At 47.3% G+C, this 19,133-nt stretch carries 11 protein-coding genes; 9 read left to right on the top strand and 2 right to left on the bottom strand.

Annotated elements, in window-relative coordinates; genetic code table 11:
- Positions 1–135: 135 nt before the first annotated feature.
- Complete coding sequence (locus tag QUA99_RS26565) at positions 136–267, bottom strand: hypothetical protein (RefSeq protein ID WP_333242505.1); 132 nt, start codon at positions 265–267, stop codon at positions 136–138.
- Between the two features lie 55 nt (positions 268–322).
- Here QUA99_RS26565 and dnaK point away from each other — a divergent pair, with 55 nt between their 5' ends.
- The 8 genes from dnaK to QUA99_RS26525 all read left to right on the top strand — a co-directional run bounded on the left by dnaK (position 323) and on the right by QUA99_RS26525 (position 9,014).
- A complete protein-coding gene (dnaK, locus tag QUA99_RS26560) occupies positions 323–2,407 on the top strand; it encodes a molecular chaperone DnaK (RefSeq protein WP_333242508.1) in 2,085 nt (694 codons plus the stop codon).
- A 182-nt stretch (positions 2,408–2,589) separates the two neighbouring features.
- The gene (locus QUA99_RS26555; protein ID WP_333242511.1) at positions 2,590–2,940 is read left to right on the top strand and encodes a four helix bundle protein; all 351 of its coding nucleotides are present in this window, start codon (positions 2,590–2,592) and stop codon (positions 2,938–2,940) included.
- Positions 2,941–3,051: 111 nt separating this feature from the next.
- Positions 3,052–4,167 carry a J domain-containing protein gene (locus tag QUA99_RS26550; protein WP_333242514.1) on the top strand — a complete coding sequence of 372 codons (1,116 nt, stop codon included), beginning with the start codon at positions 3,052–3,054 and terminating at the stop codon, positions 4,165–4,167.
- A gap of 75 nt (positions 4,168–4,242) precedes the next feature.
- Entirely contained in the window at positions 4,243–5,202 is a 960-nt protein-coding gene (locus QUA99_RS26545; RefSeq protein ID WP_445251043.1) for an Rpn family recombination-promoting nuclease/putative transposase, read from the top strand.
- Between the two features lie 119 nt (positions 5,203–5,321).
- Entirely contained in the window at positions 5,322–7,757 is a 2,436-nt protein-coding gene (locus tag QUA99_RS26540; protein WP_333242519.1) for a dynamin-like GTPase family protein, read from the top strand.
- Positions 7,758–7,961: 204 nt separating this feature from the next.
- Positions 7,962–8,390, top strand: coding sequence for a KGK domain-containing protein (locus tag QUA99_RS26535; RefSeq protein ID WP_333242522.1), 429 nt, complete (start codon positions 7,962–7,964; stop codon positions 8,388–8,390).
- Positions 8,391–8,440: 50 nt separating this feature from the next.
- Positions 8,441–8,686, top strand: coding sequence for an HNH endonuclease (locus QUA99_RS26530; RefSeq protein WP_333242524.1), 246 nt, complete (start codon positions 8,441–8,443; stop codon positions 8,684–8,686).
- Positions 8,687–8,777: 91 nt separating this feature from the next.
- Positions 8,778–9,014 carry a toxin-antitoxin (TA) system antitoxin gene (locus QUA99_RS26525; protein WP_333242527.1) on the top strand — a complete coding sequence of 79 codons (237 nt, stop codon included), beginning with the start codon at positions 8,778–8,780 and terminating at the stop codon, positions 9,012–9,014.
- 231 nt (positions 9,015–9,245) lie between these two features.
- Here QUA99_RS26525 and QUA99_RS26520 read toward each other — a convergent pair whose 3' ends face one another.
- On the bottom strand, positions 9,246–13,061 hold the full coding sequence (locus QUA99_RS26520) for a sugar-binding domain-containing protein (RefSeq protein ID WP_333242530.1): 3,816 nt from the start codon (positions 13,059–13,061) through the stop codon (positions 9,246–9,248).
- Positions 13,062–13,405: 344 nt separating this feature from the next.
- Between QUA99_RS26520 and QUA99_RS26515 the strand changes: the two genes are divergently transcribed.
- Positions 13,406–18,955 (top strand): PAS domain S-box protein, encoded by a 5,550-nt coding sequence (locus tag QUA99_RS26515; RefSeq protein WP_333242533.1) that lies wholly within the window; start codon positions 13,406–13,408, stop codon positions 18,953–18,955.
- Positions 18,956–19,133: the final 178 nt, after the last annotated feature.

The following is a 19,133-nucleotide window of genomic DNA, read 5'->3' as shown; positions in this document are numbered from 1 at the left end:
TTTGACAATTTTCGAGATCGACTATTAGCTTGCTTTTCTAATTAGTCTTTCTTATCACCGCAAACCCAGAAGACCCGTTTAAACAGCATAGGTTGGGCCAGTACAACGAAACCCAACACATAATGCCGATCCGGGTTAACGCAAATTCCACCTACACGCGCCCGCAACCCGCCGCGCGCACCCAGCCAACCCCAGCAACCTCAGCCGCAGGTGAGGCAATCCCCCCGCAGCCCCCGCTTCTCGACGCGGTACAATAAATGCAATCATACTTAACGCTTATATTGAAAAGGCTACACACAACGCCACAGGAGACAACTGACGCATGGGTAAAGTAGTTGGCATTGACCTCGGAACAACAAACTCAGTAGTAGCCGTCATGGAAGGCGGCAAACCGGTTGTGATTGCCAATGCAGAAGGGATGCGGACAACTCCCTCGGTAGTCGCTTTCACAAAGGAAGGAGAACGCCTTGTGGGACAGATGGCCAGACGCCAGACTGTTCTCAACCCCCAAAACACGTTTTACGCCGTCAAGCGGTACATCGGACGCAAATATACCGAACTGACTCCTGAATCGAAGCGCGTCCCTTACACAACTCGCCGCGACGAAAACGGGAACATCAAAGTCAAGTGTCCCCGCCTGAAAAAAGATTTTGCCCCAGAGGAAATTTCGGCGATGGTTTTGCGGAAACTGGCCGATGAAGCCAGCCGCTATCTCGGACAAGAGGTAACGGGGGCTGTAATTACTGTTCCCGCTTATTTCAACGATTCGCAGCGACAGGCGACGCGGGATGCGGGACGAATTGCCGGACTTGAAGTCAAGCGGATTTTAAATGAGCCGACAGCGGCTTCTTTGGCTTATGGTTTGGAGAGGCGAGAAAGTCAAACTATTTTAGTGTTTGATTTGGGCGGCGGTACTTTTGATGTGTCGATTTTAGACGTGGGAGATGGAGTATTTGAAGTTAAAGCAACTAGCGGCGATACTCAATTGGGCGGCAATGATTTTGACTCCAAAATTGTTGATTGGTTGGCAGATCAATTCTTAGAAAAAGAAGGAATTGATTTGCGACGGAACCGCCAAGCTTTGCAGCGCCTGATCGAAGCGGCAGAAAAAGCCAAGATTGAGCTGTCGGGAGTCGGTGTCACGGAGATTAATTTGCCGTTTATCGATGCGAATGAAGACGGGCCTTTGCATCTGGAAACGCGGCTGACTCGCGGTCAATTTGAGGGGCTGTGCACAGATTTGGTGCAGCGGCTGCGCCGGCCGGTGAAACAAGCTTTAGCCGATGCAAATTTGAGTCCTTCTCGCATTGATGAAGTGGTGTTAGTCGGCGGTTCGACTCGCATTCCTTTGGTGCAGGAAGTTGTTCGCAACTTGATTGATAGAGAACCGAATCAAAATGTCAATCCCGATGAAGTCGTGGCGGTGGGTGCGGCAATTCAAGCGGGGATTTTGGGTGGCGATGTCCGCGATGTGCTGCTGTTGGACGTGACGCCGCTGTCGCTGGGTTTGGAAACGATCGGCGGGGTGATGAAAAAACTGATTCCTCGGAATACTACTATTCCCGTCAGGCGATCGGACATTTTTTCTACTGCTGAAAACAACCAAACTGTGGTAGAAATTCACGTAATTCAAGGGGAACGGGAATTAGGCAGAGATAATAAGTCTTTGGGACGGTTTAAACTAACTGGAATTCCGCCGGCACCGCGGGGAATTCCGCAGGTACAAGTAGCTTTTGATATTGATGCTAACGGGATGCTGTTGGTGACTGCTTTGGACAAAACTACCGGCCGGGAACAAAGCATTACTGTGCAAGGTGCTTCGACGCTGACTCAGCAGGAAGTGAATCAAATGATTCGCGATGCCGAACAGTATGCTCAAGCTGATAAGTTGCAGCGAGAAAAGGTAGAAAAACGCAATCGCGCTGAAGCTTTAGCTTATCAAGCCGAGCGGCAGTTGCGGGAAGTTGCGCTCGATCGCGGAATGCAGTTTGCTCAAAGAACCCGCCAGCGAATTGAAACTTTAATTCGGGAATTGCGAGACAGTTTGGAACGCAACGACGAGCGGGGAGTTGACCAAGTTGGATCGGATTTGCAGGATGCTCTTTACGATTTGAGCCGGGAAGTTTCCGCGTTTGCGATGGATGACGATGATGACGATTTCTTTGAGTCTGTGAAGCGGACTTTTACGGGCGACGGTACCAAGCGGCGCAGCGATGAAAGCAGCTATTATACCAATCCTAAGCCGTACAGGCGATCGACTGTCGATCCAATTCCCGATCGTTCATACGATCGTTCATACGATCGTTCATACGATCGAATGGGCGAGCGCAGAAGCAGTGCTAATCGCCCAACTCGCCCTTATCAAAATCAAAGCGACGATTGGGATGATGATGATGATTGGCTCTAATTGAAGGAAGAAGGAAGAAGGAAGAGGTAAAAAGGAAGAAGGAAAATAGCGGAATTTCAGCAGAGAATTTGTGACGGCTCTTTTCCTAATTCTTCTCAGCTCCTTTCTTTCTCCTCTCCTAGACTAGACTTCTTTGAATTAGATAAAGATTACTATGATAAGTAAGGAGAAAATTATGTTGTATGACCCATAGAGAACAATACGTCTGGCAGCGGGGTATTTATCTTTGTCAACTTTGCTACGAATTAACTAAATCTTTTCATTCGTCTGAACTTTATGGTATTACCAGTCAAATTCGCCGTGCATCTGTATCAATACCAGCTAACATTGCGGAGGGATATGGGCGTTTTACTAGACAAGAGTATATTCGATATTTGCGAATAGCTCTCGGTTCGCTCAGAGAACTGGATACTCATCTAGTGATTTCTGAAAGAGTGGGGTTAGCAGCACCAGAAAAAATCTCACCAGTTATCAAAGAAGCAGATGAACTCACACGATTAATTGTCAGTACAATCAACAGACTACAAGGATAAAACATCATCCTTCTTCCTTCATCGTTCTTCCTTCTTCCTTCATCGTTCTTCCTTCTTCCCTCATCCTTCTTCCTTCTTCCTTCATCCTTCTTCCTTCTTCCTTCTCCAACTATGCAGAACTTTCGCAATTACTATCAAATTCTGGGAGTTCCCAGAGATGCTTCGGCTGATGAGATTAAGAAAGCCTATCGACGGCTGGCGAGACAGTTGCACCCTGACGTGAATCCGGGGGATAAATCTGCTGAAGATAGGTTTAAGGATATTAATGAAGCTTACGATATTCTTTCCGACATCGACAAGCGAACTCAATACGACCAATTTAGTAAATTCTGGAAACAAAAGGGATTTCAAGGCAAGCAAGGGGTGCGGCTTCCCAATTTTAAAACTTGGGGAAACAGTAAAACTAGCCGTAAAAAACCGGGCGAAGATGTCGATTTTAGCGATTACTCTGATTTTAATAAATTTCTCGATCAAGTGCTAGGAAGACGCCGGGAAGTGAGGATGGCGACAGCGAATGATGCACCGGGCTTTGCCTCCTCTGAACCGTGGAGTACGGCTTCTAAGAAAACGAGTTATGTTGCTAATTCTCGCCCTGCTAGAAGGGATTTGGACGATCGCGAAATGCGACGGGAAACAGTCGATCGCGAAATGCGACGGGAAACAGTCGATCGCGAAATCAGAAGGGAAGTTAGAGAAATGGACGATCGCGAAATCAGAAGAGATATTGACGCGAGGCTGACTTTGCGCTTGGAAAAAGCTTATGCCGGGGGAACCGAGCGAATTCGTTTGGAAGACGGGCGAGCGATCGAGGTAAATCTGCCTCCTGCTATGGTATCAGGGCAGCGGATTCGCTTGCGAAATCAAGGTATAGGCGGCGGAGATTTATATTTGAAAATCACGGTTTCTCCCCATCCATTTTTTCGATTGGAAATGTCGGATGTTTGCTGCGAATTGCCGCTAACTCCCAGCGAAGCGGTGTTGGGTGGAGATATTGAAGTGCCGACGCTGGACGGCTTGGTAAAGATGAAATTGCCGCCTGGAGTAACCTCTGGAAAGCGGTTGCGGCTGGCTAACAAGGGCTATCCGACCGGAAATGGCGATCGGGGCGATCAATTGGTAGAAATTCAGGTGTTAATTCCCAAGGAAATTAGCGACGAGGAACGGGAATTATACGAAAAGTTGCGGCAGATTGAGACTTTTAAACCACGCCAGGATTTGTCTGTATAATTAATTGTAGGGTTGGCACTGCACACCTGACCAACAACCAACAACACGACAGAGAAATTACCCATTACCCATATGATGACATTTATCAATCCTAAAACTGATTTTGCTTTCAAAAAAATCTTCGGTTCGGAAAATAGCAAAGACATTCTCATGAGTTTTTTGAATGCCTTGCTGTATGACAATCAGCCCACCATCGAAAGTTTAGAAATCGTCGATCCTTATTCATTACCGCTAATTCGAGGTCTTAAGGATACTTACTTAGATATTAGAGCCAACTTAAATGACGGCACAACTGTCATTATCGAGATGCAGGTTTTGAACGTAGAGGCTTTTGAAAAGCGAATTTTGTACAATGCAGCTAAAGCTTATTCCACCCAATTAGAAACAGCAGATCGATATGTAATGTTAAATCCAGTGATTGCCTTGACAATCACTGATTTTGAGATGTTTGAGGATTTTGACAAAGTAACTTCGCGGTTTGTTCTGAAAGAAAGAGAGTTTTTAAGTGATTATCCTATTTACGATATCGAATTAGTTTTTGTTGAATTACCCAAGTTTAAAAAAAGTCTGGAGGAGTTAGAAACTTTGACCGACAAATGGCTTTATTTTCTCAAAACTGCCAGAGACTTAAACACAGTACCTGAAACAATGCAAGTTGTACCAGAAATCAATAAAGCATTTGCAATAGCAAGTAGAGCTAATTTGAATCGTGACGAGTTAAGTGACTTGCTAAAACAGGAGATTTATATCCAAGATCGGCGAGGTGCAATCTCTAAAGCAGTGCAAATAGGAACAGAAAAAGGCAGAGAAGAAGGAAGAGAAGAAGGAAGAGAAGAAGGAATCAAAGTAGGACAAATAGCACTGATTGTTCGTCTGTTGGAACGTCGTGTAGGTGCTGTCACTCCCGAAGTTCAAACTCAAATCGGGGAATTGTCGATCGACCAATTGGAAAACTTAGGAGAAGCCTTGTTAAATTTTAACGACATCTCAGATTTAACAGCTTGGCTGCAAACACAAGATTTACCCGCAGAATAGCCGATCGTACTTTCAGCAATCCTGGCTCGCATAAGTAAAATTACTGTTGTGATTATTCCTGAACTAGCAGAGAATTAACAACAAGGTAATTTTCCCACAATCAGGAGCAGTCTGCAGCCATGACTCAAATGCCCCCTCAATGCACAAATCTGCAAGAGCAAGTTGATTCTTTAGTGCAACTGCTGCGTCAGGAATCGTCTTTGCGACAACAAGATATCACGGCGGTACAAGCTTCTCTGAAAAAGGCAATTTCTCCTGAGTTTGAAATTGTGTTTGCTGGCGCTTTCAGTGCGGGAAAATCGATGCTAATTAATGCTTTGCTGGAGCGAGAATTGCTCTACAGTGCTGAAGGACACGCGACTGGTACTGAATGTTATATCGCCTTTGCTGAGCCGGAAAAAGAGCGCGTTGTCCTCACTTTTTTGAGTGAATTTGAGATTAGCCAGCAAGCTGCTGTGCTTTGCCATCAGTTAGGTTTAGCTACTGAAATTAATATTAATCAAACAGATGTATTGTCGCTGTTGTCTCAGGGATGTAACATAATTATTGAAAGGGAAGGCGGCGAAAATAAATCCGAGGCAGCCAAAAAAGCTAAGGCTTTGATGCTGCTATTAGAAGGTTTTGAGGCAAATCGCGATCGCATCCAAACTCTCGAAAACGCTACCTACTCGATGGAACAGTTTAACTTTTCCAATCTCAAGGAAGCTGCTAGTTATGCCCGTCGCGGTAGTAACAGTGCTGTACTTAAGCGAGTTGAATATTACTGTTATCATCCCTTGCTACAAGATGGGAATATTATTATCGATACGCCGGGAATTGATGCGCCGGTGCAGCGGGATGCAGAATTGACTTATGATAAGATTGAAAGCCCTGATACTTCGGCGGTTGTCTGCGTTTTGAAAGCAGCTTCGTCTGGGGAAATGACGACGGAAGAAACCGAGTTGATGGAAAAGACACGGGGAAATCCAGGAATTCGCGATCGACTTTTTTACATTTTCAACCGCATCGACGAAACTTGGTACAACACTCAACTGCGACAGCGCTTAGAAAATCTGATTAATTCCGACTTTCGCGATACTGCTAGAGTTTACAAAACTAGCGGATTGTTGGGATTTTACGGCAGTTTGATTAAAAGTAGCACAGCGCGCGATCGCTTTGGTTTAGATACAATATTTGCCGCAAGTCAGGGGCGGGTTGATTTAGATCTTAAGTTAGATTCAGATTTTATCGATAAGAGTGAAGAAACTCCGCAATTTATCAGCGAATTTAACCGCTACTGCGCGAATTCTGGCAAACTTTCTCCCAGCAAATTTAGGATTTCAGTTAACAGCTACGAAACACCAAATGAAAACTACGTGCGGATTCTTGCAGAACAAGGAAAACCGTTAATCGAGCAATTAATTCAAGATAGCGGCATCGAAGATTTTCGCACAGCCATCACCCGCTACCTCACAGAAGAAAAACGCCCGCAACTGTTCAAAAATCTCGCCGACGACTTGGAAGACTTGTGCATTCAACTGCGGAAACACTACCAAACAATTCAGCGGAATTTGGACAGCCAGCCCCGCGAAATTGAGGCGATGAAAGCACAGGAACTTTTACGCTTAAATCAAGAATTGCAGCAAGTCGGACAGGATTTTCGGGAACATATCGCCACAGAAATCAATGAAATGATTATGAATAAATGCGATATTTTTGACACCGACTTTCGGCAACTGCAATCTCGGATGATCCGGCGCTTGGATGAATTGCTAGATAGCTTTTCGGTTGAGGCAGCTTACGGCCGCACTGTGCTGACTCATCCCCGCAATGCGACAGCACCTTTAATTGCTGTTTTAGTTGAGGCTCTTTACTATTTAGCCAATCAGTTAGAAGATATTTTAGTAGAGGCTACTAAGTCACTGGTTGCCAATTTTTTCCAGTATTTAAAAGACAGCGTTCGCAAATCTGAATACTATCGATTACTTTATCGGTTGTTGGGTAACGACGGGGGAATTGAACAGCAGTTAGAGGAGTTATCAAAGCGGGTTTCGGATGCTTTGGTAAATGCGGCGGGCGTTGAGTGTGATCGCTACGTGCGAGAAAGCCCCCGTTTTTACGACGAAGACACATTTTCGATTTATCAATTCCGGCAAACATTGCAGCAAACATCTCAAGGTTACGACTGCGAAAACATGGTAGAAGCCCAACCCGCAATTCGGCAATTGTTGCGACTAGATTTCGAGCCAAAAGTCTCGAAAACAATTCGACAAACTTTCCGGCAAACTGTTAATAAGACGCTGAAAGATCATTTGTTGCCGATGGCCCAAAAGCAAGCTGATGACATTTTGCAGAAATACAATCAAGCCCGCGATTATTTGGAGCAAACTTTGGCACAGGAGGCGGAGGAGAAAATTGCCCGCAACCAGCGACTGCAAGCGGAGAATGAAGAAAAGATCGAAAAGTACGATCGGGCGGTTTCGGGAATTAATAGTTGTTTGCAGGCGATGAAGTTGCACGAGCATTTGTTGCCGGTAATTGGACAAAATGATAGCGTTTCGGCGGATGGTGAATGATTGCAATTTTGGCGATCGGAATTACGGCGATTGGAAATCGCGCCTACACAGACAAAACCCGCCTTCGCGGGTTGAAAACATTCTTAGTCCGCGCAGGCGGACATTGTTTGTGTAGACGCGAATTCTATTCGCCCGGTTCTTGCCAAAAATAAGGCAATACCCGATAATCGTTAATAGAGTATTTTGAAAAAATCAATCATAAATATGCAACAACATATTTTTCTAGAAAATTACGAAGATGATGATGTTTGTTCCTTTGACTCTACGATGTTCAAAGTAGGTAGGCTTAGGCAAGTAATGAACTCAGCAATTTCTCTTCAGCTAGAATCTGCACTTGAGGAGGCATTCAAAACTCAAGGATTACAAATCAATACCACTAAATATGATACGCAGTTAAGGTGTAGAGTTCAACAAAAATGGCTTGGTAGCGGTATAGACTGTGAAACCTTAAAAATAGGGGCTAAAGGCTGGCAAAAAGGTAAAGTTAAAATCAGAGTCATTGTAGAATTTTGCCCAGACGAACCAGAAGTAGAAGAAACACCAGAAAACAACGAATCAGAAACTAGCAAACCCGAATCCCCCCTTGACGATTTGCGCCGCCAACTTCTCAATCAAGAAAACTCACCCAGCTAATCAATAAAACATCCGCGTTAATTCGCGTTCATCTGCGGTTAAAAATCATCATGACTAACACCCCCAGAATCCTCATTCCCCCAGAAGTCAGAAAATATGTATTCACCCGCAATAAATACCAATGCCAAAGCTGCGGCCATACCAAACAAGAAACCCAACTGTCGATCGATCATATCATCCCCCTAGCGCGCGGCGGCAGCAACGACATCAGCAACCTGCAAACCCTCTGCCGCACCTGCAACCAAAAGAAAACCGACAAATTAGACCCCCGCTTCAGGCGACACTTTGACCTGTGATATTTAACAGTATAATAAAATCAGCAATTTAAGATAGAAATTGCTAACCTCTGTCCGATCGCACTTTTAATCCCTAGCTTGGATAACTGCAATGCTGACAAAAACAGTTGACGTGCAAGAAGCACAGACAAATTTAAAAGAGTTATTATCTCTAGCACTTAAAGGCATAGAGGTTGTTCTCACAGAAGGCGGCATTCCCCTTGTCCGTTTAGCACCCATTGCATCCCCACCTAAGCAGCGTACAGCGGGATTGCACGCAGGATCGATCTGGACAAGCGACGATTTTGATGAACCATTACCAGACGAATTTTGGACAGGGAATCTATGAAATTACTGCTGGATACTCATACATTATTCCTTCTTCCTTCTTCCTTCAATCCGTTACATCTCACATCTTGCACCATTGTCAAGAACAGGCAAGATGCCTGTTCCACAATAAAATTTATCTCTTGTGGAACAGGCATCTTGCCTGTTCCTAAGCAAGTAATTGAGAATGGTGCAACATCTCAGTTACATTCGTTACATCCGTTACAGAATCCGTTGCTAAACTTCCTTCTTCCTACCATCGATAATACCGATAAGGATCGTCCCCATTCTCAAAATCCGTCTTGTAATCCCAGTGATAAAACTCCCGACTCGAACCGTTAAACACAGATTTATCCGCCTTAAAACTCGCCCCTAAATTAGCCAAAATCTGAGCATTTGCCCGAGTTTGCCGCCAGCGAGTAAAACGCAAATAAGTCTTAGTATCAGCATTCAAACTGTCCGGTTCAATTTGAGAAAAAATCGCCACGCCCTTACCAACTTTTACCCGACTTAACAAACCGTCAGCGCCGATTTCTCCCCCAGACTTAATCAACCAAGTATCGTAAAAAGAGCGCGATCGCAAATCTGAAGCACTAACCCCCTTCACCTCATCCCAACTCGGAACCGCCAGCGAACCTCCGAAATCCTGCGCTTGCTGCAAACCCACGCCCAAACCCGCAGCAGGCAATTGACGCGGCAAGAAAAACGCCTTCCCGCCAGCATTCAAATAACCGCGCAAATCTGCATCTTTCAGATTCGCTTCTCTCCCCACAATCACCAAACCAACATCATTAGAAAGCGAATTAGCCCGCTGATAAATTACCCCCAAACTGTCCAACTTTTGGGCATCTTCATCTCCCCCAATTAAAACCACTTTATCCGGCTTTCCAACCACCGGAGAATTCATCCCGTAACTCACAATTTGTTGCACTAACTGCGCCGCCCCAGCATCTACAGAATAATGGTCTTCCAAATCCAACTCGTTTAAAATCAGCCGCCCTTTTCCGTAATCCAATTCCATCAGCGGCGAATAAGCTAAATCAAACTCAGATTCCAAAATTGGCCGCCAACCGCTGCGGTGGGGCTTCTCAATAGAAGCGCTGCTGACACCGCCGCGATTTCCCCAATGCCAGCCGTACCAAGGCATATTTGCCGGACTCATTCTCGGCGCAGTTTGAATCGTATCTGGATAAGCTTCAACCAGGGTGCTTTCCCCCACCCAATCCCGCAAATCTTCACTGTCTAAACCGCTAATTGCCGGATGGTTGCTGTCAACTGGATAAGCGCGGCGGCCGACGTGACCGGCAACCCGGAAACCCGTATTTTCCAGCCATTCCCTGCGCTGAGGAAACACAATTGCTTTGCCGCCGTTTCGCACAAAACTTTCTAAACTTCCCGGCAATTTTTCCCCGGTTGAAAACGCTTCCCTACCGATAACTAATAGCGATGAAACTTGCGAACCGTTCCACGGCACAAGCTGATGACCTAACTGTTTTAACATTGCCGATGTTTTGCCCGCTGGATCGAAAATTGTCAGCGTATCCTTGACTTTGGCTGGATTGGCAAAAACCCGGAAAGTAAATGTATCAGAATGAGGGCGATCGCCCACTCGCGCAGTCAAGCGAATTTCGCCGTCAGTCTTGCTAGAAATGGTATTTGGCAATTTTACGTCAATTGGAAAAAACAGCGTGCCTGCCGGGTCGATAATCCCTTTTTTATCGCCTTTTTTGACTTCTTTACCCCCCACCAAAACCCGCCAATTAAACGCAAATTCTTTCGCAGCCCGCGTATCGTTAATTAACACTACTTGCTTTGCCAGTTTTCCGCCCACCCAAAAGTTGCGATCTTTGGCAGTAAAAACCGGGCTAGCACCAGCAATCCAAGCCAAAGTCGAGCTATTATTCTTCATAATTGCCTCGCCCCCAGGATGAATAGTGTAACCTTCTGGCTGCAAATAATTCAAAAGATTATTCGAGACTTGTTTCAAATAAACGCCCCGGCGACCAGCTTGAAATTCCCCAATATCCACCCGAGTTCTGCCAGCATCAGAAACTTCCCAACCGTGTCCGTCACTCCAAGGAATCATCCCGCCAGACATTCCAAAAGTCCGCCAACTCCGCCAAGTATTTGTACTGAATAACTGCTGCAACTTTTGAAAAGCTGGTGCAAAATCTAACTCCTTGTTAAGATGCCAGTTTTGATACTCTTGACCCTTGACAAATTGCTCGCGAATTTTAGCTTTATAAGCGGTAGTTTCCAACTCGTAAGCCTGCTTGCCAAAATAAATTGCTGCAAACTCAGTCATCCAAGGTTCGCTGACAATCACCGGATCGAAACCTTGGCGGTTTCGCATCATTGTAGCGAACAGCGGCGTCCCAAACTCGACTACCATGTAGGGCATTTCCCCGGTTTTGCTCCACTCAGAAATCCACTCTTCCCGCTCTTGCAAGGGAATCATATTTAAATAAGAATTCAGCGCATAAACATCGCCGAAGTTTGCGCCTTGGTGTACCATCACAGGTCTGGTGGGGTCAGCGGATTTAATAGCAGCTAAAGCGTCATTTCCTAGGGGAGTGTTGACCCGCAAACGCTCGTTTTCCGACTGACTGAGAGTTCCTTCTACTTTGGTTTTGCCGATGCGGCGGGGATTTTGGTCGTCAGCGTTGCCGAAAAAATTAGGACTTGTCGTCCACATTAATACTGATGGATGATTGCGGTAGCGGCGCATTTCAGTAGCCATTCGCACTTTCCAGCGGTCTCTCCACTGGCGGTTTTTCCATTTGCCGTTCCAAGCGATAGAAGTAATATCTAATGCCGGGGTCATAATTGGAAAACCTTTGAGGTCTGCCCTTTCGGAAAACAGTTCTCGAAAGTGCCACCGACCGCGTTCGTCGTGATCCCAAGGCCAGGTTTGTACTATATTAAAACCTGCTTTAATGTAGCCGTTAATTAATTGGTCAGCAACTTCTACTGTGCCGCTTTCCCAAGAAATGTCTGAGTGCAAGGTTGGTCGGAGGCGAAACTCTGTTCCGTTTAAGAAAAATTTGCGCCCTTCTATCCAAAATTCGCGGAAGCCGAAAGGTTGGTCGTATTGCGTGTCAATGCCGCTGCCTTTTACTTCTAATTGCAGGGTGTAAAGGTTGGGTTGACCCGCATCCCAAAGGCGGGGATTTGGCCAGTCCCACTGCAATTTTACTGTTTGAATTGGTTTAGCTTGAACGCTGGCCGTGCCTGTAAATTTTTGTTCGACTTTGCCTTTTTCATCGAGCATTTGCGCGATGAGTTGAATTTGACCGTTTTGGGTAACGTCTTTGAGTTCTACATCTAATTTAACTTGCTTTTTTCTAGTGGAAGTTTGGACGAATACGTCGCTAACTAGCGGACCCGGGGGCAGGCTGAAAAGTCGCACTTCGCCGATGATTCCGCGCGATTGCAAGTTGGATTTTTTTGTGTAGATTTCTGTGGGGCCCATAATCACGGCTTTGTCTTTTTCGTCGGATACTGCCGCGACTAAAATAGATAGGGTATTTTGACCTGGTTTTGCTGCTTTGGTAATGTCAACATTGCCGTAAGGCCATTCGATTTGACCGCAGTTAATGCCGTTGACAAAGATGACTGCATCTGTGCTGACTCTGGCTAAGTCGATAAAGATGCGGCGGTTTTTCCAGTTGTCGGGAATGTTGGCTGTTTGCTGGTACCAAGCTTTTGAGAGTTGTTTGCTGTTGAAGTTTTCCCAATCTTTGCCGCTGCCGCGAGTGATGATTCCGGGTACGAATTCGTTGTTTTCTTCTTGCCAGTCTCCGGGTACCCAGATGGAACCCCAGCTTGGGGAGGCGGGGGGGTTTTGGGGGTTGCCAACTGCGGGGACAAATTGCCACGTTCCGTTGAGATAAATTTGATCGCGTTTGTTGTCGATCGCCCCGACGGCCGCGATGGTAAGATTGGGAAAGCCGATCGATATCGCTGAATTGCTCGCCGAGTTAGGATTTTGAAGGGCGTAACCGATAAATCCGAAGACGGTGGCGGCTGCGAAAAATAATCCGATAATTTTTGCCAGCTTGTGATTCACTTTAATTTACTCCCAGAAATCGGCCCATCCAATTTGTCCTTTCATTCATAATAAGCTGCTGCACAGATAAATTACTTGGTTTCGACGACTGGAGAAAGACGGAGAGTGAGAGAGTGCGAAAAATCTTCCTTTTTCCCTCAAAATCAATCCCTTAAATCCGTTAAAGTTGTTGAACAATCCGTTGGCGAATTTCTTGCTTCTTCCTCAGCCAAATATGTCTCGGGGAAGATGACAGGCCCAGACTAATGTGTTTGTATATAGAAAAACAAATAATTAGTTGTAACAATGTTGTTTTATCGGCACAAGAACTAGCGCGAGTGTGCCATCGCTACAGGTCAACAAAAATGAGTCGCTTTCAGGTCTTGCCCTTACCCATTAAATCTTACAGCATTGCTACATTTAGCGCCGTCACGGCATTACTGCTGACAACACTGCTGACAACTGTGCTACTGTTGGCACTCAAGGCAACTCCTGCAATTTTACTTTTTGCTGTGGCAATGGTTAGCGCTTGGTATTCTGGCTTAAAGTCGGCAGAACAAGAACTAGAAATAGAACGCAATATTATTTCCAAAGTAGTTGACACGACGGCTTGCTTGATTGTAGTTCTCGACAGCGAAGGACGGATTGTTCGCTTCAACCAAGCTTGCGAAAAAACCACAGGCTACTCGACATCAGAAGTTCTCAATAAATATGTTTGGGATTTGTTTTTAATTCCGGAAGAAATAGAGCCAGTTCAAACAGTTTTTACCCAACTCGGCACGGAACAATCTTACAGCGAGTATCAAAATTATTGGCGCACCAAAAACGGCGACAAGCGCTTCATTTCTTGGTCAAATACTGTGAGCATCAATAGCGAGGGTTTGGTAGAATATGTAATAGCAACTGGCATCGATATTACTGACCGCAAAGAAGCAGAAATAGCCCTGGCTTTATCCTACGCTAACCTAGAAAGCTGCGTCAAAGAGCGCACAGAAGAACTGACAGCAGCTAAAGAAGCGCTGCAAGCTCAAGAAGAACGATTTCGCTGTTTAAGTTCCTGTTCGCCGGCCGGGATTTTTATGGCAGATTTTGAGGGGCGCTACACCTATGCAAACCCACGCTGTCAGGCTATTTGCGGGTTGAGTTTGGCAGAACTTTTAGGAGACGGTTGGGAGAATTGCATTCACCCGGAAGACTGCGATCGCGTATTGGCCCGATGGCTAGATTATACTCGGGAAGGTGGGGAATATGCGATCGAATATCGCCTGCAAACACCAGAGGGGATTGTGCGCTGGATTAACGTTTGTTCCTCGCGGATGTTCTCCGACTCCGGCGAACTCATCGGATACGTGGGTACGGTGAGAGATGTCACGGAAAGACAACAAGCGCAAGCAGCTTTGGCAAGCAGCGAACAGCAACTGAGAACGCTGCTAGAAAATACGCCAGATATCATTATTCGCATTGACAAAGAACTGCGTTGTATTTATGTCAATAAAGCAGTTGAAACAAGCCAAGGGAAACCATTTTCATTCTTCCTAGGTAAAACCATTCAAGAAATAGGAATGCCGCCGGAACTGTGCCAAAGTTCGGATAAAACCCTGCACAAAGTGTTAGAAACAGGTCAAGAAGAAATTATCGAATTTCAGGCATTGTCAACCAACGGCATCAGAACTTATCAATGCCGCGTAGTTCCAGAATTTGACAAAAATGGCGTACCAGAATCGGCATTAATTGTCGCCCGCGATATCACAGAACTCAAACTTGCAGAAACTCAAAGATTGCAGTTAACAATCGAGCAAACAGCGAGAGAAAAAGCGGAAATAGAACAGCAGCGCTCGGCATTTTTAGCAGAAGTCAGCAAAATTCTGGCTGCTGCATTTGACGGGGAAGCGGTGCTGCAAAAGGTAGCAGAATTAGCAGTAAATTCGATCGCCGACGGGTGCTGCATTCATTTGACCGAAACCGACTCAAAAGTGCGTCTAGTCGCTGTGGCTCACGCAGAACCCTCTACGGTTGAGACTATTAATAACTTCAGCATCCGAAGTCCGATCGCGGACAATGCTGTTAACGGCTATCCGCTGGTAATCCGCAGCGGAAAATCCCAACTAATTGCCGAAGTGGATGAGGAGATTCTAGCAGCAGGAGCCGAAAATGCAGCAGAAATGGAAATATTGCGATCGCTCAATATCGGATCTCACGCTTGCGTACCGCTAAAGGCCCGCGGGCGCGTCATGGGTTCCATCACTTGCTTTACCTCGAAGTTGGACCGCCGCTACAGTGCAGAAGATATGGCAATGCTAGAAGACTTAGCATACCGCGTGGCGATCGCCCTGGACAACGCCAGACTTTACACAGAAGCGCAGCAAGCACTATCTCAAACATCGCAATCCTTCGCCTTAATTGACGCGCTGTTAGAAGCATCTCCCCTAGCGATTTGCTTTCTCGATCGCGAAATGCGCTTCATCCATATCAATCAAGTCTTAGCAGAACTCAACGGTTTGCCGATAGAACAGCATCTCGGCCAAGACTTCCGGCAATTGCTGCCAGAATCTGCAGCCAAATTTACGCCGATTATTCAGCAAGTTTTAGAAACCTGCCAGCCTGTTTTAAACTTAGAAATGAGCGGCGAACCTGATGGGAAATCGGGATGTTTCGGTTACTGGGTAGCCAACTACTACCCCGTTAAAAATGAAAGGGGAGAAATAATCGGAGTCGGGCTAATTATCGCAGATATTACCGCAGCCAAACAAACAGAATTAGCTTTGCGGGAAAGCGAAATGCGCTGCCGCAGCGTGGTAGAATCTAAAATGATCGGCATCGGCTTCTGGGAGGCCGACGGCGGAATTAGTGAAGCTAACGACGCCTTGCTGGAAATGATTGGATATACGAGGGAAGACTTAGTTTCAGGACGGATTCGCTGGGTCGATATCACGCCGCCGGAATACGGAGAAATCGATCGCGCCGCCATCGCGCAAGTTTTAGCATCAGGAAGTTGCGCGCCTTATGAAAAAGAATTCATCCGGTCTGACGGCACGCGCTTCCCAATTTTAATCGGGGGCGGCACCTTGCAAGGCTCCACAGACAAAGGAGCATTATTCGTGCTCGATATCACCGATCGCAAACAAGCCCAAAACCAGCTCCGAGAAAACGAAATACGCATTCGCCGCCAACTAGCAGAACTCGACTTAGTTTACAACACCACACCAGTCGGGCTGTGCTTTCTCGATACCAATTTGCGCTACACCCGCATCAACGAATGCCTCGCTGCCATCAACGGCCGATCGATCGCAGATCACCTCGGGCGCACCGTCAGAGAAGTGATTCCCGAAATGGCCGATATTCTAGAGCCGATTTACCGCCAAGTGCTGGCGACGCAAACCCCCGCGACCGACTTGGAAATTAAGGGCGCAACCGGGCAACAGCCGGGAGTTTTGCGGGATTGGGAAGTCAGCTTTTACCCCGTGAACGATGAATCGGGAACACTGCTGGGAGTCAGCACCGTGGTTGCCGAAATTACCGATCGCAACCAAGCAAAACGAGTAATGCAGCAAAGCGAAGCCATATTCCGGCGGCTGTTCGAGTCAAATATTTTCGGAGTTGCGATCGGCGATTTTAGCGGCCGCATCGCCTACGCCAACCAATCCCTGCTCAACATGGTCGGCTACACCCGTTCAGACTTGCTCTCCGGTCAAATGCGGTGGGACAGGATGACCCCCCCCGAATACCTGCACCTCGACGCCAAAGCGGCCGGGGAACTGCGGGCTAAGGGAGTCGCAACTCCTTTCAAGAAAGAGTACATCCGCAAAGATGGCGGCCGCGTGCCGATTCTGATGGGCGGGACGACCCTGTGCCCGGACGATCGCGAACCAGAGACGATCGTCGCATTCTACATCGACTTGACCGAAATCTCGCGGGTGGAAGCAGAACTCAAAAAAAATCAAGAACGGCTGCAAATCGCTCAGCAAGCAGGCAAAATCGGAACTTTTGAATGGAACGTCCAAACCGACGAGCTGGCGTGTACGCCGGAGTTAGAGGCTTTGTACGGGCTGCCGGCCGGCGCTTTAGACAGCTATCAAAGTTGGGCCCAAATGCTGCATCCAGACGATCGCGCTGTTACCGAACAGCAGGTAAAAGCTGCAGGGGCTTCCGGGGAGGAATTAAATATTGAGTTCCGCATTTGCCGCCCGGACAACAGCGTGGGCTGGATTGCTTCCAGGGCTAAGGTGTTTCGGGACGATCGCGGTTTGCCTTGGCGGACGATCGGGGTGAACGTCGATATCAGCGATCGCAAACAAGCAGAAGCCGCGCGATCCCAAATCAATCAAACTTTGGAAGCCTTGATCGGCGCTTGTCCCCTAGCAATCACCGTTTTGAGTACCGACGACGGGACTGTGAAAATGTGGAATCCAGCCGCCGAGAGGATTTTTGGCTGGTCAGAATCAGAGGCGGTAGGTCAATTCGCGCCCAACGTTCCCGCAGACAAGCGGGAGGAATTCACGGCGAACTTGAAAAGAATTCGCGCAGGAAACGCGATCGCCGACATGGAAACCCAGCGCCAAAGGAAAGACGGCAGCTCGCTCGACATCAGTTTGTGGGCAACTCCAGTCCGCGACAGCAACGGCAACATCAACTGTATGTCGATCTTCGCCGACATCAGCGATCGCAAGCAAGTCGAGGCCCAACGCGCTCAGTTGCTCGATCGCGAACAGGCCGCGCGGGCCGAAGCAGAAGCGATCAACCGCCTGAAAGACGACTTTCTAGCCACTCTTTCCCACGAACTGCGCACGCCTTTAAATGTGATTCAGGGCTGGGCGCAGAGGCTGCGCACGCGCCCGTACACGGAAGAAGATTTAGCTTGCGGTTTGGAAGCGATCGAGCGTCAGTCGAGGGTGCAGACACAGGTAGTAGAAGATTTGCTTGATGTTTCCCGGATTATTCAAGGCAAGCTGGCTCTGAAACCTGGCTGGTTCATCATGAGAAAGACGATCGAGGTGGCTCTGAATTCAGTTCGTTTCGCCGCCGAGGCCAAGTCTGTCACCGTTTCGTCCGAATTTGACCCCAAAGTCGGCTTGATGTGGGGCGACGCCCAGAGGTTGCAGCAGGTAGTGTCGAATTTGCTGACTAACGCCGTGAAATTTACGCCTTCTGGAGGAACTGTGGAAGTGTACTTATCTGCGTTAGCTGTTACCAATTCCCAAGACTTCGGCTACCCTCAGCAAAAGTTCCCAATTCCCAATTGCGTGCAAATTACTGTCAGGGATACCGGAAAGGGCATTTCCCAAGAGTTTCTGCCCTACGTGTTCGATCGCTTCCGACAAGCAGACGGCTCGCTTACTAGGGCTGACAGCGGTTTGGGACTGGGATTGGCCATCGTCCGGCACTTGGTGGAACTCCACGGCGGCACTGTGACTGCCGAAAGTCCCGGTAAAAACAAGGGTGCGACATTTACGGTGAAACTGCCGATCAAAAAGCGTCGGAGTCAGCAGCCGCAGTTGAGAGGAGAAAGGAAATCCCATCCAGTGCGTCCGGGTATTTTGGCTGGTTTAAAGGTGGTGGTAGTTGACGACGAACCCGACAACCGCCAGTTTTTGATTGTTTCACTCGAACAGTGCGGGGCGACTGCGACTGCGGCTGCTTCGGCTGCGGAGGCGATCGAGATTTTGCAGCAGTCGCCGCCGGATATTTTAGTCAGCGATATCGGTATGCCCGTTGAGGACGGGTACTCGCTGATCCGCAAAGTGCGATCGTCCGAATCCGACAAAATCAAGCGCTTGCCGGCTGTGGCGCTGACAGCTTATGCTAGCGAACAAGACCGCGATCTGGCGATCGCCGCCGGTTACAACGAACACTTAACAAAGCCGATCGATCCCGCTCTCTTCGCCGCCGTTTTAGCCAAGTTAACAAATTTGCAGTAGACCTCTTGCAAAAATAATTAGGACGGGCTCTCCGGCCCGTCCCATCAATTGATGAAAGGATTTTTGCAAGAGGTCTAGTAGTGCGATCGGCGAGTTCTTGTCAACTCCGACCAAAAGTAATTTGGTCACAAGTCCCCGGATTCATCAGCGGTCAATTCTTCAATCCTTCAATTCTTCA

Source organism: Microcoleus sp. F10-B2 (assembly GCF_036704965.1).
GTDB lineage: Bacteria > Cyanobacteriota > Cyanobacteriia > Cyanobacteriales > Microcoleaceae > Microcoleus.
This window is presented reverse-complemented; position numbering and strand designations above follow the sequence as displayed.